The 19,031-nt window shown below is 63.1% G+C and carries 17 protein-coding genes; 5 read left to right on the forward strand and 12 right to left on the reverse strand.

All coding sequences use genetic code 11. From position 1 onward, the window contains the following. Positions 1-94 precede the first annotated feature (94 nt). Positions 95-385, reverse strand: a complete 291-nt coding sequence (locus tag HMPREF9697_RS02035) for a DUF3572 domain-containing protein (RefSeq protein WP_040307773.1) — start codon at positions 383-385, stop codon at positions 95-97. Between the two features lie 127 nt (positions 386-512). Between HMPREF9697_RS02035 and HMPREF9697_RS02040 the strand changes: the two genes are divergently transcribed. From HMPREF9697_RS02040 to pncB, 3 genes are read left to right on the forward strand one after another with little or no spacing between them, the layout of a single operon-like run. Then, positions 513-878 carry a response regulator gene (locus HMPREF9697_RS02040; RefSeq protein ID WP_002715480.1) on the forward strand — a complete coding sequence of 122 codons (366 nt, stop codon included), beginning with the start codon at positions 513-515 and terminating at the stop codon, positions 876-878. A gap of 10 nt (positions 879-888) precedes the next feature. Continuing rightward, a complete protein-coding gene (locus HMPREF9697_RS02045; protein WP_002715481.1) occupies positions 889-2,262 on the forward strand; it encodes a PleD family two-component system response regulator in 1,374 nt (457 codons plus the stop codon). Between the two features lie 41 nt (positions 2,263-2,303). Then, positions 2,304-3,608, forward strand: a complete 1,305-nt coding sequence (gene pncB, locus HMPREF9697_RS02050) for a nicotinate phosphoribosyltransferase (protein WP_002715482.1) — start codon at positions 2,304-2,306, stop codon at positions 3,606-3,608. 65 nt (positions 3,609-3,673) lie between these two features. Here pncB and rpmG read toward each other — a convergent pair whose 3' ends face one another. The 10 genes from rpmG to HMPREF9697_RS02105 form a co-directional block, all read right to left on the reverse strand. Next, a complete protein-coding gene (rpmG, locus tag HMPREF9697_RS02055) occupies positions 3,674-3,841 on the reverse strand; it encodes a 50S ribosomal protein L33 (protein WP_002712167.1) in 168 nt (55 codons plus the stop codon). 176 nt (positions 3,842-4,017) lie between these two features. Then, positions 4,018-4,818 carry a hypothetical protein gene (locus HMPREF9697_RS02060; protein WP_002715483.1) on the reverse strand — a complete coding sequence of 267 codons (801 nt, stop codon included), beginning with the start codon at positions 4,816-4,818 and terminating at the stop codon, positions 4,018-4,020. 58 nt (positions 4,819-4,876) lie between these two features. Then, positions 4,877-5,617 (reverse strand): NUDIX hydrolase, encoded by a 741-nt coding sequence (locus tag HMPREF9697_RS02065; RefSeq protein ID WP_002715484.1) that lies wholly within the window; start codon positions 5,615-5,617, stop codon positions 4,877-4,879. 17 nt (positions 5,618-5,634) lie between these two features. Continuing rightward, positions 5,635-6,090 (reverse strand): DUF983 domain-containing protein, encoded by a 456-nt coding sequence (locus HMPREF9697_RS02070; RefSeq protein WP_002715485.1) that lies wholly within the window; start codon positions 6,088-6,090, stop codon positions 5,635-5,637. Then, the gene (rnr, locus tag HMPREF9697_RS02075; RefSeq protein WP_002715486.1) at positions 6,090-8,438 is read right to left on the reverse strand and encodes a ribonuclease R; all 2,349 of its coding nucleotides are present in this window, start codon (positions 8,436-8,438) and stop codon (positions 6,090-6,092) included. Before rnr ends, HMPREF9697_RS02070 begins: the two co-directional genes overlap by 1 nt. Next, positions 8,438-11,191, reverse strand: coding sequence for a type I DNA topoisomerase (gene topA, locus HMPREF9697_RS02080; RefSeq protein WP_002715487.1), 2,754 nt, complete (start codon positions 11,189-11,191; stop codon positions 8,438-8,440). Before topA ends, rnr begins: the two co-directional genes overlap by 1 nt. A 469-nt stretch (positions 11,192-11,660) precedes the next feature. Continuing rightward, on the reverse strand, positions 11,661-12,782 hold the full coding sequence (gene dprA / locus HMPREF9697_RS02090; protein ID WP_002715488.1) for a DNA-processing protein DprA: 1,122 nt from the start codon (positions 12,780-12,782) through the stop codon (positions 11,661-11,663). 71 nt (positions 12,783-12,853) lie between these two features. Beyond that, a complete protein-coding gene (gene plsY, locus HMPREF9697_RS02095; protein WP_002715489.1) occupies positions 12,854-13,456 on the reverse strand; it encodes a glycerol-3-phosphate 1-O-acyltransferase PlsY in 603 nt (200 codons plus the stop codon). A gap of 4 nt (positions 13,457-13,460) precedes the next feature. Beyond that, positions 13,461-14,762 (reverse strand): dihydroorotase, encoded by a 1,302-nt coding sequence (locus HMPREF9697_RS02100; protein ID WP_002715490.1) that lies wholly within the window; start codon positions 14,760-14,762, stop codon positions 13,461-13,463. Positions 14,763-14,765: 3 nt separating this feature from the next. After that, complete coding sequence (locus tag HMPREF9697_RS02105; protein WP_002715491.1) at positions 14,766-15,719, reverse strand: aspartate carbamoyltransferase catalytic subunit; 954 nt, start codon at positions 15,717-15,719, stop codon at positions 14,766-14,768. Between the two features lie 203 nt (positions 15,720-15,922). Here HMPREF9697_RS02105 and HMPREF9697_RS02110 point away from each other — a divergent pair, with 203 nt between their 5' ends. Both HMPREF9697_RS02110 and HMPREF9697_RS02115 read left to right on the forward strand, forming a co-directional pair. Then, positions 15,923-17,569, forward strand: a complete 1,647-nt coding sequence (locus HMPREF9697_RS02110) for an acyl-CoA dehydrogenase family protein (RefSeq protein ID WP_002715492.1) — start codon at positions 15,923-15,925, stop codon at positions 17,567-17,569. A 27-nt stretch (positions 17,570-17,596) separates the two neighbouring features. Next, the gene (locus HMPREF9697_RS02115; protein ID WP_002715493.1) at positions 17,597-18,385 is read left to right on the forward strand and encodes a CPBP family intramembrane glutamic endopeptidase; all 789 of its coding nucleotides are present in this window, start codon (positions 17,597-17,599) and stop codon (positions 18,383-18,385) included. Between the two features lie 3 nt (positions 18,386-18,388). Here the strand turns inward: HMPREF9697_RS02115 and ruvX are convergent, their stop codons facing one another. Then, positions 18,389-18,877: a Holliday junction resolvase RuvX gene (gene ruvX / locus HMPREF9697_RS02120; RefSeq protein ID WP_040308084.1), complete on the reverse strand. Its 489-nt coding sequence runs from the start codon at positions 18,875-18,877 to the stop codon at positions 18,389-18,391. Positions 18,878-19,031: the final 154 nt, after the last annotated feature.

Consider the following 19,031-nt stretch of genomic DNA (forward strand, 5'->3'; position numbering starts at 1 on the left):
ACACTAGTAAATTTATAATTCTAGTGTGGTTCAGGTTCAGAAGTTCGCTTGAAGAACTCGCGGTAAAAATGAAGCGAATTTCTGAACCACCACACTAGTCATGAATGCCCCCGCCCAGCGCGTCGCGCGCGGCGGCGATGGTTGGCGGGGGAAACTGCGAGAAATCCGAGAATGCCTTCACCGTTTCGTCGTCCCGCACGATGAAATCCAGCACCCCGGCCAGGAAGCGGGGGGCGGACGCCGAGGCACGCAGCGTCTCGGGACCAATACCGCTCTCAGAGAGGAATTGCCCTAATCGTTCGGGGTCCCCGGCGAGGAAAGCGAGCGCGCGAATCGCCACGATTTCAGCAACTTCCGCGGGACTCCGGCTGGACTTTCCGGCCATTCTCATTTGCCTTTCCGTAACTTATCGCTTCTATTTTGAGGGCATCATGCCCGAGTCATTCCGGCGTGGCGACGCCTAATCGTAATGTGGCGGCGGAATTGACGTCGAGCGACAGTGGAGAAGTGGGGTGGCCAAAACCGTCCTGATCGTGGAGGACAACGAGCTCAACATGAAGCTCTTCCGCGATCTGTTGGAGGCCCATGGGTATCAGACGGTCGGCACCAGCAACGGCCGCGAGGCCCTGAGGCTGGCGCGCGAGCATCGCCCCGATCTTATTTTGATGGATATCCAGTTGCCTGAGGTGTCCGGCCTCGAAGTTACGCGATGGATCAAGGACGACGCCGAATTGCGGGCGACGCCTGTGGTCGCCGTGACCGCCTTCGCCATGAAAGGCGACGAGGAGCGCATCCGCGAGGGCGGTTGCGAAGCATATTTGTCCAAGCCGATTTCGGTCGGAAAATTTATTGAAACGGTCCGGCGGTTCGTCGGCTAAGGGGATTTTGATGTCCGCACGGGTTCTTGTCGTCGACGACGTGCCGGCAAACGTCAAACTGCTGGAAGCGCGGCTGTCGGCGGAATATTTTGACGTGGTCACCGCCAATTGCGGCGCGCAGGCGCTGGAGATTTGTCAGCGCGCGGAATGCGACATCATCCTGCTCGACGTGATGATGCCCGACATCGACGGTTTCGAGGTATGCCGGCGGCTGAAATCCGACCCGCGCACGCACTTCATCCCGGTGGTAATGGTGACCGCGCTCGACAGTCCGTCGGATCGCGTGCGCGGCCTCGACGCGGGAGCCGACGATTTTCTCACAAAACCAGTCTCGGACGTGGTGTTGATCGCCCGCGTGCGCTCGCTGACGCGGCTGAAGATGATGACCGATGAGCTGCGCATGCGCGCCATCACCTCGCACGAAATCGGCCTGCAGGCGCCCGAGCGGGAAGCCGTGGCCGATACCGGCAAGGGCGGCAGGATTCTTCTGGTGGACGATCGCCCGTCATCCTACGAGCGGCTCGCGCCGGTGCTCGCCGAGGAGCATGCCGTCGATGTTGAGCCCAATCCTTCGGAAGCTTTATTCCACGCGGCCGAGAACAATTACGATCTGCTGATCGTTTCGCTCAATCTCGAAGATTACGATGGTCTGCGGCTTTGCAGCCAGGTCCGCTCGCTGGAGCGCACGCGCAGCGTGCCGCTGCTCGCGCTTGCTGAAGCCGACAACCACGTGCAGCTTCTGCGCGGGTTGGAAATCGGCGTGAACGATTATCTGCTCCGCCCGGTGGACAAGAACGAATTGCTGGCGCGGGCGCGCACCCAGATCCGCCGCCATCGCTACACGCACTACCTGCGTGACAGCGTGCAGAACTCGCTCGAGATGGCGATCACCGATCCGCTCACGGGCCTGCACAACCGCCGCTATCTGGAAGGCCATGTCGGCACGCTCGCGGAGCAGGCCGCCTCACGCGGCAAGCCGCTCGCACTGATGATTCTGGATATCGATTATTTCAAGTCGATCAACGACACCTACGGTCATGACGCTGGCGACGACGTGCTGCGCGAATTCGCTACCCGTATCCGCAAGTCGATTCGCGGCATCGATCTCGCTGCGCGTTACGGCGGCGAGGAATTCGTCATCGTGATGCCGGAAACCGATCTGCATGTTGCGGGCATCATCGCCGAACGGCTGCGACGGTCGATCGCAAACGAGCGGTTTTCAATCGAGAAGGGATTGAAGCAGATCGAAGTGACGATCTCGGTCGGAATCTCGACGCTGGAAACCAAGAACGAGCCGGTTGCCGACGTTATCAAGCGCGCCGATCAGGCGCTGTATCGCGCCAAGCATGACGGCCGCAATCGCGTCGTCTCCGCGGCGGCATAGGGCAACTGGCGATGCGCCGGCGCGGCAGCTAAGATCGCGCCATGACAGTGACGGACATCGCATCGCGAACCTACAATCACGGCTGGCGGCTCGATCCGATCGTGCGCAGCCTGCTCGATACCGACTTCTACAAATTCCTGATGCTGCAGATGATCCGGAAACTGTATCCGGACGAGAGCGTCACCTTCTCGGTCATCAACCGGACCCGCCGCGTGCGGCTCGGCGATATCATCGACGAGAAGGAGTTGCGCGCCCAACTCGATCATGCGCGCAGTGTGCGCTTTTCTAAGAAGGAACTGATCTGGCTTGCCGGTAACACCTTCTACGGCAAGACCCAGATGTTCACGCCGGATTTCATAGGCTGGCTTGAGACCTTCCGGCTTCCGGACTACGAACTGCGCGCGGTGGATGGTCAGTACGAATTGCACTTCCACGGGTCGTGGACCCATACCACGATGTGGGAAATTCCTGCGCTCGCCATCATTAACGAGTTGCGCTCGCGTCAGGCGGTGAAGGGGCAGGGCCGCTTCGTGCTCGACGTGCTCTATGCGCGCGCCAAGGCAAAGCTGTGGACGAAGGTAGAGCGGCTGAAGAAGCTCGAAGGACTGCGTCTGTCCGATTTCGGCACCCGGCGTCGTCACGGCTTCCTGTGGCAGCGCTGGTGTGTGGAAGCGCTCAAGGAAGGGCTTGGTCCTGCTTTCACCGGCACCTCCAACGTGCTGCTGGCGATGGACAACGATCTCGAAGCTATCGGCACCAACGCCCACGAACTGCCGATGGTCGCGGCTGCTCTCGCCAACAGCGATGAGGAACTGCGCCGCGCGCCGTACCTCATTCTCGACCAATGGCGGCACGCCTATGACGGCAACCTTTTGATCGCGCTCCCCGATACGTTCGGCACCGCAGCGTTCCTGCGCGATGCGCCGGACTGGGTGGCCGACTGGACCGGCTTCCGGCCCGACAGCGCGCCGCCGATTCCGGCGGGCGAGGACATCATCCGGTGGTGGAAGGACAAGGGCCGCGATCCGAGGGAAAAGCTTCTGATCTTCTCCGACGGCATGGATGTCGATTCGATCGAGCAGACGCACCGGCATTTCGCCGGGCGCGTGCGTACCAGCTTCGGCTGGGGCACCAACCTCACCAACGATTTTGTCGGCTGTTCGCCCGATGGCACCGCCAACCTCGATCCGATCTCGCTGGTCTGTAAGGTGACCTCGGTCAACGGCCGGCCGGCGGTGAAGCTCTCCGACAATCCGGAAAAGGCGACAGGCAGTCCGGACGAAATCGCCCGCTATCTGCGTGTTTTCGGCGAGGCCGGGCGCGTGCGCGCGGCGGTGCGTGTGTAGAGGTCAACAAAAAACGGAGCCCGAAAGGCTCCGTCATCGTCATTCAGCCGTGCGGTAGGGCAGGCTTACTTGATCTTGGCTTCGCGGAATTCGACGTGCTTCTTCGCGACCGGGTCGTACTTCTTCTTGACCAGCTTGTCGGTCATGGTGCGCGAATTCTTCTTGGCGACGTAATAGAAGCCGGTATCCGCGCTGGAGACGAGCTTGACCTTGATCGTGACCGCTTTGGCCATGTTCGAAAACCTCGATGTCTGGAATCTGAAGCGGGCCGGACGAGGCCGACCCGCGTTTGGCCGCAAACTATCCTCGAATGTCCCAAAGTCAAGGATTTCGGCCGTTCAAGACCGCGATTTTCGTCGGTCTGGCCGGAAATAACACGATTTTCCGGGGATTTAGCAGGGATTCGGGCTCATCCCGGCCCGAATCCCGCCGGTGTGAATTCAAGGTCTAGTTCCCGCCATTCCTTGTACTTCTCGGCCGGCAGCATCGAATAGGGCTGACAGGCTTCGAGCGCGTGAATCGCGGCTTTCATGATGAGCGGCCCTGTCGGCGTGGCCTTTGCCGCCATCAGCGCGGGCGTGGCCGCGAGCCTGCCGTTGCGCTTGAGCGCTACCCGCAGAACGATGTGGGCATCGTCCGTTGGCGAAACGCCCGCGGGCAGTTTCATGCATGACTTCAGATGCGCGCGGAAGGCGGCGACGACGTCGGATTTCAGATCAGCGGCTTCCTTCTCGGGGGTGAAGCCGCCGGAGAGGAAAGGATCGCCGTATTGGCTCATCACGTCGGGTTGGACGACCGGCGCGCCGGTGATGACGGCTTGCGGCAGGGCAGGTGACTCGGGCGCAGGCGTTTGCGGTTCGGGGGTGGGCTTTGTTTCAGACTGTTCTACTTTTGGTTCGTCAATTTTCCGATCGTCGGCCTTTGGCTCGTCGAGCTTCGATTCGTCCGGTTTTGTTTCATCCGGTTTCGATTCTTCCGGCTTGGGCGTATCCAGGGACGGCAGCGACAGATCGCCTTGTTTTCCGGCAGGGACATCCTTGGGCGAAACGAGTTCGACATTGATTGCAGGTGGTGGCGCGGAGTCGAACAGTCTCACGCCCGAGCCGAATACGACCCAGGCCAGCAGCGCGATATGGGCAAGTATGGACGCCGCGCCGCCCAGGCGCCGCAGCCATTCCATTTCGAAGATATTGCGCCAAGCCCATGCCATGCGGCCGACAACCTAGCGTCCGCACGGACGCGCCGCCATGGCTTTCACGGATGCTGTCTTACAGCGTGTCGCGCTGGAGCACGCCGTTGCGATAGTGGAAGAATGGCACCTCGGTTCGGTTGGTCAGCGGCCCCCTCGCGAGCCGGGCAGCCAGTTCATCCAGCACGATTTGGGTCATGGAATGGATATCGGGATGCGGAGGTGCGCCGAGTTCGATCCAGAGCACCTCGACGAGTTCGGCATCGGCATGCACGACGCCGTTCACAGTGTGAGCGATCACGGAAATGTCGGCGGTGAAGAAGCGGGTGTCGAACCGGCGAACTCGCCCCGGAGGCGTAACGGCGCGCGCGATCAGATGGAGGTGCGAGGGATCCGGCAGCAGGCCGGCGTCTGCGAAAGGCCTCCATTCACCCGTGAGTGTCGCCGTCTGTGCGGGCGTGAGAAGATTGTGGGGCCTGCTGCCGAGGCACAGGCCGGTCTCCTCGCAGGCCTCGCGGATGGCGGCGGCGACAAGCGCACGGGCACGGGCAGGCGTCGTCTTTGGCCTGCCGGCGAGCAGCTTCGCTTCGAGACCTTCGGGAAGTTCGGCTGCAAGAGGAATACGGTGATCCGTCGCGTCGACGCTGCCGCCGGGGAAGACGAGCTTGTTCGGCATGAAGATGAGGTCGGCGCGCCGCCTGCCGAGCAGGACTTTCGGAACGGGACCGTTGCGGTCGATCAGGATCAGCGTCGCGGAATCTCGCGGCTTCCGATAGGGATGATGGATTTCTTCCGCAGCGTATGTCGGTAGCGAGTTCATCCGAAACGCACGAGCGTTCAGGCCGGACGATCCGACCCGCTTTCGGCTTCGCTCTCGCCGAAGCCGTGCATGCGCAGCGCCCATTGCAGGCCGACGACCGCGCCTTTCACTGGTTGCAGCAGCAGAAGTGAGGATACAAGCGTGAGCGGCAGATAGATCGCCAATTGCAGGATAACGGCTGGCGAATAGTTGGTCTCGACCCACAACATGATCGGCACCACGATATGTCCGACGATGACGATCACGAGATAGGCAGGAAGATCGTCGGCGCGGTGGTGGGTGAAGTCCTGCCCGCATTCGGAGCAGCAATCGGCTGTTCTCAGGAAGGCGCGAAATAGTTTGCCTTCGCCGCAATTCGGGCAGCGTCCGCGGCAACCGCGCAGCATGGCATCCCAGAGGTTGCGCTTTTCGGGGGCGGCCACGGACGGCGTCCAATTCTTCGTCATGGGGGTCTGCACCGCTGCGCTATCCATCATTTGCCTCGTTTGCCTTTGCCGGATTGGGCCTTGATCTGCGATTTGCTCTTGAGCTTGCGAGCCTTGCCCTTCGAACCTCGTCCTGTCTTCGACGCCGCACCATGCTTCGTGCCGGGATGCTTGCGTTTGCCGAAATCGCGCGTCCCGCGTGGTGCCTTTGTTCCCTCGGAGAGGAGTTCGAACCGCAGCGCGCCGGCAACTGGCGCTGCTTCTACCAGACGAACCTCGACCACGTCACCCAATCTGTGCATGGCACCACTGCGCGTTCCGATCAATGCATGCCGGGTTTCATCGAAATGATAGAACTCGCTGCCGAGTGTTCTGACCGGAATCAGGCCATCGGCACCCGTTTCATTCAGCTTGACGAACAAACCCGCCCTGGTGACGCCGGAAATACGGCCCTCGAAGATCGCGCCGACACGGTCAGCGAGGAAATGGGCGATCAGGCGGTCGGTGGTCTCGCGTTCGGCCTTCATGGCGCGCCGTTCGGTGAGCGAAATCGCGGCAGCGACTTCGCCCAGCGTTTCCAGCGTCTCGTGTTCGGGCAGTGCGCCGTCGCCGAGGCCAAGCGCGCGGATCAGGGCGCGATGCACGATCAGGTCCGCATATCGCCTGATTGGCGACGTGAAATGCGCATAGCGCCGCAAGTTGAGACCGAAATGTCCGTAATTCTCGGATGCGTATTCGGCCTGCGCCTGCGAGCGGAGCACGACCTCGTTGACGAGTGACTCTGTGTCGCGGCCCTTCACCTGTGCGAGGATGCGGTTGAATACCGCAGGCCGCAGCGCGCCGGACTTGGTGAAGGGCATATCCAGCGTCTTCAGGAATTCATGAAGATTGTGGACCTTCTCCTGCGTCGGCTCGTCGTGCACGCGATAGATTAGCGGCAGCGCCTTCTTCTCAAGTGTCTCGGCGGCGGCGACGTTGGCGAGGATCATGAATTCCTCGATCAGCCGATGCGCGTCGAGCCGCTCCGGCGTGGTCACGCGGTCCACGGTGCCGTCAGACTTCAGTAGTATCTTCCGCTCGGGCAACTCCAGTTCGAGCGGGTCGCGTTCGTCGCGCGCGCGCTTCACCAGCGCATACGCTGTGTAAAGCGGTGCGATGATAGTGTCGAGCAAGGGGCCGGTGACATCATCGGGGCGTCCGTCGCGCGCGGCCTGCGCCTGCGCGTAGGACAATTTCGCGGCCGAACGCATCAGGACGCGGTGGAAGGTGTGCGAACGCTTGCGCCCGTCCGCGCCAATCACCATTCGCACAGCGATGGCGCCGCGCGGCTCACCCGGCTTGAGTGAGCAAAGATCGTTCGAAATCCGCTCGGGCAGCATCGGCACGACACGGTCGGGGAAATATACCGAGTTGCCGCGCTTGAGCGCCTCGTGGTCAAGCGCCGAGTCCGGCAGCACGTAGAATGCGACGTCGGCGATCGCGACGTTGACGATGTAACCGCCTTTATTGGCAGGGTCCGTGTCCGGCGCTGCATGCACCGCGTCGTCGTGATCCTTGGCGTCCGGCGGATCGATGGTGATCAGCGGCACGTCACGCCAGTCCTCACGCCCCTTCAGCGCCGCGACTTTGGCGGCTTCCGCTTCCTCGATTGCGGCACGCGGAAATTCCTGCGGAATCTCGTGGGCGTGGATTGCTATCAGGCTGATGGCCTTTTCGGTCTTCATCGAGCCGAGCCGTTCGCGTACGCGTCCTGCCGGCAGGCCATAGCCGCGCGAGCGGATCAGTTCGACGCTGACGAGATCGCCGTCCTGTGCGTCGGCACTGTCTGCGGCGGCAATGCTGAGTTCGCGTCCGGCCTGTTTCTTGTCGACCGGGATCATCCGGCCGCCACCCTGCGGCTGGGCGCGGAAGATGCCGAGCACACGATGCCTGGTTTTCTCCAGCACCTTGATGACACGGCCGATATAGAGAGCTGCGCGTTCGCCGCGCTCACGCCTTTCCAGCCGCAGCAACACGCGCTCGCCGACGCCTGCGACAGTGCCGGGCTTGGCACGGCGTGGCGTGTGGATATGGATCACGGGCGCGGGGCCGTCGATGTCCTCGGCCCATTCGGCCGGCAGGGCGATCAATTCGCCGTCGCTGTCGGTCTTGACGACATCGGCGACGAGAGTGGGGGGCAGTTCGCGTGCGTCGTGCACGCGCTTGCCTTGCTTGGCAATCACGCCTTCGTCGGTGAGTTCGCGCAGGATGCGGCGCAGCGCCGCGCGGGAGTCGTTCTTGAGGCCGAAATGCCGCGCCAGTTCGCGCGTGCCGGCCTCGCGGGGATTGGTTCTGATGAACGCGACGATGCTTTCCTTGTCGGGAAAGCCATCGGTCGCGTCATGCTTCTTCTTCATTATCCGCGCGCTTTTCCGGCACTCTTTTTCGCTACGGCCTTGGCAGGTGTTTTCGCGGCCGTCTTTGCAGCAGCCTTCGTCGTCGCGCGGGGTTTGGCCTTTGCACTGGCTTTGGCGCGAGGCGCGGCCGCCTTCTTGGTGACGGTCTGCGGCTCGGCGTCCTCGCCATCGCTCTTGGTCGTGGCTTTTTTCGCAGCCTTCTTCTTCGGCGCGGCTTTCTTGGCCGCGCGCTTGGTCTTGCCACCGGTCTTCGCAGCGCGTGCTTCGATCAGTGCGATCGCTTCCTCGAGCGTGATCTGCTCCGGCTCCCTGTCGTCGGGAATCGTGGCGTTGATGCCGTCGATCGAGACATAGGCGCCGTAGCGACCCTTCTTGAGCATGATCTTGCCGCCACGTGCCGGATAGTCGCCGACCTCCTTGCCGGGATCAGCACCGAAGCGGCGGCTTGGCCCCTTGGCGATCTTCTCGGCGATCAGTGTCACCGCGCGGTTGAGGCCGATATTATAGACATCATCGCCCGCTTCGAGGCTCGCATAGGTCTTGCCGTGACGCACGAACGGGCCGAACCGGCCGATGCCCGCGGTGATGATCTCGCCATCCTCGGGATGGGGACCAACATCGCGTGGCAGCGACAACAACTTGATCGCGAGATCGAGTTCGACATCGGCGGGCGACATGTTTTTCGGGATGCCCGCGCGTCTCGGCTTCTCGTCCTCGGCATAATCCTTCGGCTCGCCGAGCTGGATGTAGGGACCGAAGCGTCCGGCCTTCACCGCAACGTCGAGACCGGTCTTCGGGTCCTTGCCGAGTACGCGGTCGCTCGATGCACTCGAGGAGGCGAGGGGACGTGTGTAGCGGCACTCGGGATAATTCGAACAGCCGACAAAAGCGCCGAACTTGCCGGCCTTGAGATTGAGCTTTCCGGTGCCGCAGCTCGGGCACTGGCGCGGATCGCCGCCGTCGGCGCGCGGCTCGTAGATGTGCTCGCCGAGCATCGCATCGAGCACGTCGAGCACTTCCGAGACGCGCACGTCTTTGATGTCGTCGACCGCGCCGATGAAATCTTTCCAGAAGTCCGTCAGCACCTGTTTCCAGGCGACTTCGTTGTTGGAAATCTTGTCGAGCTTCTCTTCGAGGTCGGCGGTGAAGTCGAACTCGACGTAGCGTGCGAAGAATTTCTCGAGAAAAGCTACGACAACGCGGCCCTTGTCCTCGGCGGAGAGGCGCTTCTTCTCAAGCTTCACATAGCCGCGATCTTTCAGCACCTGCAGGATCGAAGCGTAGGTCGAAGGCCGGCCGATGCCGAGTTCTTCCATGCGCTTGACGAGTGAAGCTTCCGAGAAACGCGGCGGCGGCTCGGTGAAATGCTGGGTGACGGCGAGGCTCTCGCGCTTGAGCGCTTCGCCCTCGCTCATCGCGGGCAGGCGGCGGCTTTCCTCATCCTCCGGATCGTCGTCGCGGCCTTCCTGATAGACTGCGAGAAAGCCGTCGAATTTCACCACCTGGCCGGACGCGCGCAGGTCGAGCGTGCGCGCGCCAGCCTTCGCAATGATATCGACGGTGGTGCGCTCCAGTTCGGCCGATTCCATCTGGCTCGCGACGGTGCGCATCCAGATCAACTCATAGAGGCGATACTGGTCGTTATCGAGGCGCGCCTTCAGCTTGGCAGGGCGGCGCGAGACATCCGTCGGGCGGATCGCTTCGTGCGCTTCCTGCGCGTTCTTCGCTTTCGATGTGTACTGGCGCGGCGCACTCGGTACATAGTCGTTGCCGTAGTCCTCGCCGATCACCTTGCGGACGGCCGGGATCGCCTCCGGCGCGATCGAAACGCCGTCGGTACGCATATAGGTGATGAGGCCGGTGGTCTCGCCGCCGATGTCGATGCCTTCATAAAGACGCTGCGCGATCCGCATGGTGTGCGCGGGTGCGAAGCCGAGCTTGCGGCTGGCTTCCTGCTGCAGCGTCGAGGTGGTGAAGGGCGCCTGCGGATTGCGGCGCGCGGGCTTCGCCTCCACCAGCGCGACAGTGTAGGTGCCGTTTTCCAGCGCCTTCTTGAAATCCTCGGCTTCCGCACCGCTGCCGATGTCGAGCCGCTGGATCTTCTTGCCGTCGGCGCCGACGAGCCGCGCCTCGAAGGTTTCGTTGCGCGGGGTCGCGAGCGTCGCGACCAGCGACCAGTACTCGCGCGGCACGAATTTCTCGATCTCAAGCTCGCGGTCGCAAACAAGGCGCAGCGCGACGGATTGCACTCGGCCGGCCGAGCGCGCGCCCGGCAATTTGCGCCACAGCACTGGGGAGAGCGTGAAGCCGACCAGATAATCCAGCGCGCGGCGCGCCATGTAGGCATCCACCAGCGCGCCGTCGATCTGGCGGGGGTGCTGCATCGCCTCGGTGACGGATTGCTTGGTGATGGCATTGAAGACGACGCGCTCGATCTTCTGGTCCTTCAGCGCGCGCTTCTGCTTCATGACCTCCAGGACGTGCCAGGAGATCGCCTCGCCCTCGCGATCAGGGTCGGTTGCGAGGATCAGCTTGTCAGCGCCCTTGAGCGCCTTGGCGATGTCGTTGAGCCGGCCCGCCGCCTTGGGGTCGGTCTCCCAGATCATCTGAAAATTTGCCTCCGGATCCACCGATCCGTTCTTCGCCGGGAGGTCGCGGACATGGCCGTAGGAGGCCAGAACCTCGTAGGAGGAGCCTAGGTACTTATTGATCGTCTTAGCCTTCGCAGGCGACTCCACAATGACGAGATTCATTTGAATCCAATGAGTTAGGATGAAAACAAGCCCCGGAATCACCGCGAGGGGACGAGGCTTTCGGAGCGATACATGGGTAAAGTGGGGGGTGCTGTCAAATGCCGGTCGCTTGAACGGGCAATGGAACGAACACTCAAGGTTGCAATTTTTAATAAAATTAAGCCGGAAGTTGCATAAATCCAGGCTTCAAGTATAAGAATATTATCCTGATTCCGGACTGGCCCACCGCAATGCCGCCTCGCCGAAACAGAGCGAAAGATCCTGAATCGGACCCCGACCCGGACCGACACAGCGATGACAATGGCGCGAAGGAGGCGGCAGCCTTTATCGCCGAGACGTTGGCCAATCTGACATCCATCTGTCACCGGCATCGCTTTGATACGCTCGGCTATCTTCTGGACATGGCGCATATGGAGGCTGACGGGCTGGCTCGCTCCAGCCGGAAGGCCGGGCCCTGACGTTCGGATATTTAGTTCAGCGATACCATGCCGCCGCCGTGACGCTCCAGCCGTCCGGCCATCTCGAGTTCGAGCAGCACCGTGCGGACGATCGCCGGTGAGGCTTCGGCCATCCGCACCAGATCATCGATCCCGATGGGGGAAGGGCCGAGCAGGTCGACAATCCGCGCCCTGTCGGTGTCGTGCGGCTCCCGGTGGTCATGGGGAGGCTCGTCTTCCTCCATCGGCAGTTCGATCGGACGCTCCATGATCGGGGCGACGGCATTTATAATGTCTGCCGCCGAAGTAGTGAGCGTCGCCCCCTGTTTGATGAGATCGTTGGTGCCAGTGGCGCGCGGGTCGAGCGGCGAGCCGGGAACGGCGAACACCTCGCGGCCCTGCTCGTTGGCGAAGCGCGCGGTGATCAGCGAGCCGGAGCGGTGCGCAGCCTCGACGATGAGGACGCCGAGCGCGGCGCCGGAGATCAGGCGGTTGCGACGGGGGAAGTCGCGGGCGCGGGGGCCGTGGCCGAGCGGCATTTCTGAAATCGCGCCGCCACCCGCATCGATGATCGCACCAAGTAGGCTTTCATGTTCCGGCGGATAGATGCGGTCGTGGCCGCCGGCGAGCATGGCAACCGTGCCGCTGCTGAGCGAAGCGCGGTGAGCGGCCTGATCGATGCCGCGGGCAAGACCCGAGGCGATCACGAAGCCGGCCGCTCCGAGATCGTGCGCGATGGTCTGGGCGAATTTCAAGCCCACGCCCGAGGCATTGCGCGAGCCGACGATGCCGATCATCGGACGCATTTCGATTTCTCGCGCCCCACGCACACCGAGCAGAGGTGGCGGATCGTCGATCAGCGCAAGGCGAGGCGGATAACCGTGTTCGCCCGGAGCGAGCAAGGCAACGCCGATCCTGTGGCTGCCTTCGATTTCACGTTCTGCGTCCTCGATTTGGCAGATCCGTCCGGGCCGGCTCGCGCCGCCGCGCCGCGCGAGATCGGGCAGGCGCTCAAGCGCGGCTTTGGCGCTGCCGCAATGATTGACGAGGGAGCGGAAGGTTCGCGGCCCGACATTCTCGCTACGGATCAGCCGCAGCCAGTCGATGCGCTGCGCATCGCTCAACCTGATGGGTGCTGATACGAGCCTGTCCACGACCGCCTCCCGTGATGGCAGTCTTGCCTAACTCGGCGCAGGGAACAATGCGGCTTGTCGCGGGGAGGTGGTTACCCCTTCGCGCCGATCTTGCCTTCGCTGCCGTCCATCAGGCGGCGGATGTTGGCGCGGTGCTTGAACCACAGGATCGCCGAGAGCACGGCGAACAAAGCGGCCAGCGGGATATGCTGCAGCCACAGCAGCAGCGGTGGGATCGAGGCGCTGGCAACCAGCGCGGCGAGCGAGGAATAGCGTGAGATGAAAGCCACCGCGAGCCAGATCGCGCAGAAGATCAGCGCCGCCGGCCACCACAGGCCCAGCAGCACGCCGATATAGGTCGCAACGCCTTTGCCGCCCTTGAATTTCAGCCAGACCGGAAAGATGTGGCCGAGAAACGCGCCGAGGCCCGCGGCGATCGCGGCGTCGTCACCGAACAGATAGCGGACAAGAAGCACCGCGAAAGTGCCTTTGAGCATGTCGCAGGCGAGCGTCGCGGCGGCGAGGCCCTTGCGGCCGGTGCGCAACACGTTGGTCGCGCCGATGTTGCCGGAGCCGATCGAGCGCAGATCGGCGGTGCCTGCGCGGCGGGTAATCAGCAAGCCGAACGGGATCGAGCCGAACAGGTAACCGATCGCGAGAGCGACAGCGTTGGCGGCGGTGGGCGAGATGTCCATGCGCTCACACCTGCTCGAACACAGTGCGGCCGCCGACGATGGTACGCACCGCGCGGCCGGTAAAGCGCGCTTCGTCGAACGGCGTATTCTTGCACTTCGACTTCAGATCGGCGGGGTCGAGTATCCACGGTGTGTCGAGATCGATCACGACGATGTCGGCGGGACGGCCCTTGCGGAGCGTGCCGCCGGGCAGGCCGAGCAGTTCGGCGGGCCGCGTCGACATCGCGCGGATGAGGTGGCTTAGTTCGATCTCACCGTTGTGGACGAGGCGCAGGCCAGCCGAGAGCATGGTTTCCAGCCCGATGGCGCCGGGGGCCGCTTCCGCGAAGGGCAGGCGCTTCACCTCAACGTCCTGCGGATTGTGGTCCGACATGATGACGTCGATGAGGCCGGAGGCGAGTGCTGCCACCAACTCCTTCCGGTCGTCCTCCGTGCGCAGCGGCGGCGACAGTTTCAGGAAGGTCTTGTAGGGGCCGATGTCGTTCTCGTTCAGCGCGAGATGATTGATCGAGGCGGATGCGCTGACCGCAAGGCCTGCCTCGCGCGCCCGCCGCAAAATATCGAGCGATTCGGTGCAACTCACGGAGGCTGCATGGTAGCGCCCGCCGGTCAGCGCGACGAGGCGCATGTCGCGCTCCAGCATCACGGCTTCGGCGGCGCTCGGTGCGCCCATCAGGCCGAGCCGGGAAGCGAGTTCGCCCTCGTTCATCACGCCTTCGCCCGCAAGGTCCGGATCTTCGGTGTGGTGGACGATCAGCACGTCGAAATCGCGTGCGTAGGTCAGTGCGCGGCGCATCACCTGTGCGTTCGTCACACTCTTGGCGCCATCGGTAAAGGCGACGGCGCCTGCAGCCTTGAGCAGGCCGAACTCGGTCATCTCCTCGCCGCCAAGGCCCTTGGTCAGCGCGGCCATCGGGTGGATGTTGACCACGGCGGTGTCTCGCGCACGGCGCAGCACGAAATCCACCGTCGCCGAATTGTCGGTGACAGGCTTGGTGTCCGGTTGGCAGATGATAGTGGTGATGCCGCCTGCGGCCGCTGCTTGGCTTGCGGAGGCGAAGGTCTCGCGGTGGCCTGCGCCGGGCTCGCCGACGAAGGCGCGCATATCGATCAGCCCGGGAGCAACGACCTTGCCCGCGCAATCGACAATTTCGGCGCCTTCGGGCGCGTGGCTCTTGCCGATGCCGGGGCCGACCTCGGCGATGACGCCGTCCTGGATCAGTACGCCGCCGTGGCCGTCCAGATCGCAGGAAGGATCGATCAGGCGGGCGTTGGTGAGGAGCGTGGGGCGGTTATCTTTCAGCATGGTTCACGCATTCGGCAGGTTGCGGGCGAGTGCTTCGAGCACCGCCATGCGCACCGCCACTCCCATTTCGACCTGCTCGCGGATCAGCGATTGCGCGCCGTCGGCAACGATGGAGTCGATCTCGACCCCGCGATTCATCGGGCCGGGATGCATCACCAGCGCGTCCGGTTTGGCATAGGACAGCTTCTTCTGATCGAGGCCGAAGAACTGGAAGTATTCCGAGCTCGACGGCACGAAGGAGCCGCTCATGCGCTCACGCTGCAGCCGCAGCATCATCACGATGTCGGCGCCGTTGAGGCCCGCGCGCATGTCGTGCGCGACCTCGACGCCCATCCGCTCGATGCCGGGCGGCAACAAAGTGGAGGGTCCGACGACGCGTACACGCGCGCCCATGATGTTGAGGAGAAGAATGTTTGAACGGGCGACGCGTGAATGCAGCACGTCGCCGCAGATCGCGACCAGCAGGCCTTCCAGCCGACCCTTGTTGCGGCGGATGGTGAGCGCGTCGAGCAGCGCCTGCGTCGGGTGCTCGTGCGCGCCGTCGCCCGCGTTGACGACAGAGCCGTCGACCTTACGCGCGAGCAGTTCGACCGCGCCGGAGGCGTGATGGCGCACCACCAGAATGTCGGGGTGCATTGCGTTCAGCGTCACCGCAGTGTCCATCAGCGTCTCGCCCTTGCGCATTGAGGACGAGGAGACGGACATGTTCATGACATCCGCCCCGAGCCGCTTGCCGGCGATTTCGAAGGAGGACTGGGTGCGGGTGGAGGATTCGAAGAACAGATTGACCTGGGTGCGGCCGCTCAGGACGCTGCTTTTCTTGTCGACCTGCCGGTTCAGTTCGACATATTCGCCGGCGAGGTCGAGAAGGCCGGTGATATCGGCCGCGGAAAGCCCTTCGATGCCCAGCAGATGCCGGTGCCCGAGGACGAAACTCGATTTTGGTGCAGGGGTCATTAAAGCCAAACCTATAGGCAGAGTTGCCATTTGGAGCAAGGCGGATTTGGCGGCTGTGGACGGTTCACGCCAGCCCGTGCCGGGCAGGGTAAATGGCGGCTGTGCTCGGGTTGCAACCGGGGGCCCGGAGGGCGGGCATTTTCGCCGATACGGAAAGGGCGAGGCGGCGTTAAGCTGGCGCGGAAGCGCAAAGGAATTAGCCCATGACCTTTGGCCGACACGATACCGGCGAACTGCTCAACCAGTCGCCGCCGTTTTGCGATATCGATCTGTTCGGCTGCGACGTTCCGCTGATGGAGGCGGTGGCGGCCTATGGTGGACGGGACCATGCGGCGGGACTGTCGACCTTCGGCAGGCTCTGGGGATCGGCGGCGATGGCGGAGCGCGGACGGCTCGCCAACGAGAATCCGCCGAAGCTCAAGACCTTCGATGCGCGCGGGTTTCGCCGCGACGAGGTGGAGTTTCACCCGGCCTATCACGAGTTGATGGCGCATAGCGCCCACGCCGGACTGCACAATTCGACATGGACGGAGGTGGGCGCGTCAGCGGGCGGCGCATCGGAAGTGTTGCGGGCGGCGAAGTTCTTCATTGCCGCGCAGGTCGAGACGGGACATCTGTGCCCGATCACGATGACGCGTGCTTCGGTCGCGGCGCTGGCGAGCGATGAAGCATTACGCGCGCAGATCATGCCGGTGCTGGGCACGCGCGCTTACGATCCTGCTTTTAGTCCGTGGTGGCAAAAGCGCGGCATGACCGTCGGCATGGGCATGACCGAAAAGCAAGGCGGCACCGACGTGCGCGCCAACATCACTCGGGCGGAAAGAGATGGTGATGCCTACCGCATCACAGGGCACAAATGGTTCATGTCGGCGCCGATGTCCGATGCCTTCCTTGTGCTGGCGCAAGCGGCAGGCGGGCTGACATGTTTTGTCATGCCGCGCTTCAAGCCCGATGGTCGGGTGAATGCGCTGCACTTTCTGCGGCTCAAGGACAAGCTGGGTAACCGCTCCAACGCGTCGTCTGAAGTCGAATTCGAGGGCGCCTATGCACTGCGGTTGGGCGAGGAGGGACGCGGCATCGCGACCATTATCCAAATGGTGTCGCTGACGCGGCAGGATTGCGCGATCGCGTCCGCTGCTCTGATGCGGTCGGGCCTTGCGCATGCGCTTCATCATGTGCGGAATCGCCGCGTTTTTCAGAAGCAACTTGTCGATCAACCGTTGATGCGCAACGTGCTCGCCGATATGGCGCTCCAGGTCGAGGCCACGACAGCACTGGTGATGCGGCTGTGCCACGCGTTCGATCGCATGCCCGGCGATCCGCTTGAAAGCGCCTACATGCGGCTGATGACGCCAGTGGTGAAATACTGGGTGTGCAAAAGCGCGCCCGCCTTTCTCTATGAGGCAATGGAGTGCCTCGGCGGCAATGGCTATGTCGAGGAGGGCATTCTGGCGCGGCATTACCGCGAGGCGCCGGTCAATGCGATCTGGGAAGGCTCCGGCAATGTGATGTGCCTCGACGTGTTGCGGGTACTTCTGTTCCGCCAGCGCGATGCGGCGGAGGCTGTCTTTGTTCATCTCGTGCAGGAGGGTGGGGATTTGCCGGGACTGAGGGAGGCGTTGTCCGCTGTCGCACAGGCGTTACGTCAGCCAGAAGCAGAGGGAGCCGCACGCAGTGCCGTGGAGTGGCTGGCGCTCGCCGCCGCGGCAGCCGCGCTCAAGGTGGTCGATCCGGATCACGCGGTGCTGTTCGCGCAAACGCGACTGGCGCAACGGCGCGGGCTGATGTATGGCGCGGTCGATCTGAACCCCGGCGACATTCAGGGCCTGCTTGCGCGGGCGCTGCCTTAAGCCTACCTCGCAAGCGAAAGCACCTCGATGAGTCTTCCCGAAACGCTCGCCGACGATCCTGTTGTGCCGACGCCCGTGCACGAACCGCGCGTCTGGAAATTCTGGGGCACCTCGCTCTGGGGCTTGCTGATTTTCGTTGCGTTGTTTCTGGGGCAAGCATCGACCATCGCGATTTTGCTAGTCCTGCAGAAGGAACCGCTCAACCTGTCAACCTTCGCGGATTCGCTGACGCATGTGGCAACGGGCGGCAAGGCGCTGTCGCTCTCCGTTATGACCGGGTTGCCCGCGGTGCTGTTCGCGATCTGGGTCGCAACCAAGCTGGCGCGTCAGCGCTTTGCGGATTACCTCGCCTTGAACCGGCCGTCATGGAAGGGGCTGCTGATTGGCGCGGTGAGCCTCGCGGTGCTGGTCGAGGGCTGGGATTTGTTATCCAAGGCGACCGGGCGCGAGGTTTCGCCCGGCTTTATGATGGATACGCTGAAGGCCGCACAGGCCGACAACTCCTTGTGGTTGCTGATTCTGGCCATCGTCGTGGCGGCGCCGATCACCGAGGAGTTTTTCGTGCGCGGTTTCCTTTATCGCGGCTGGTCGGAATCTTTTTTGCGGATTCCCGGCGCGATCATCCTGTCCTCGGCGGTGTGGACGCTGATGCACCTGCAATATGACTGGTTTTTCCTCGGCGAGGTGTTCTCGATCGGGCTATTGCTCGGCTATCTGCGCTATCGCAGTAATTCGACGTGGCTGACGATCGTGATCCACGGCCTGAACAATCTCGCCGCGACGATCCAGACGATCTGGCTCGCCTCGCATTCTTAAAGCTCAGGATTGGCTCTGCCGTCCGAGCGCCGCGAGGCGGTCCAGCGCACCCTGCAGGATGAAGATCGCGGCGTGTTCGTCGATCACCTCGGCGCGACGGGCGCGGCTGACATCGATGGAGATCAGTTCGCGCTCGACGGCGGCGGTCGACAGCCGCTCGTCCCACAAACCGATGGCAAGGTCGGTGAGTTTTGCGAAATTGCGGGCGAAGGCGCGGGTGGATTGCGCACGCGGCCCTTCGCTGCCGTCCATGTTGATCGGCAGACCGAGCACGAATCCGGCGCAGGCGCGCTCTGCTGATATTCTGAGCAATTCGGCGGCGTCCTTGGTGAAGTTGCGCCGCTGGATGGTCGTCACGCCGGTGGCGAGCCGCCGGTCCGGATCGGAGACGGCGACGCCGATGGTCTTGGTGCCGAGGTCGAGCCCGATCAACGCACCGCGTGGCGTCCAGTGCGTGGCGGCTTCGATCAGGGGAAGGATAAGCGCGGGCATGCCGTCGCTTACCATGCGGGTGAAACCCGATGCAAAGGCGGGATCGTCAACCGGGGCATTCCAGCCGCGGAACGGCTGCTTGCCCGGATTTCCCCTTGGGCAAAAAATGCTTTATAGGCAGGCCATTGGAACCGTTACGGCGGTATTTCCGGAG

The sequence above is a fragment of the Afipia felis ATCC 53690 genome, assembly GCF_000314735.2.
GTDB classification, from domain to species: domain Bacteria; phylum Pseudomonadota; class Alphaproteobacteria; order Rhizobiales; family Xanthobacteraceae; genus Afipia; species Afipia felis.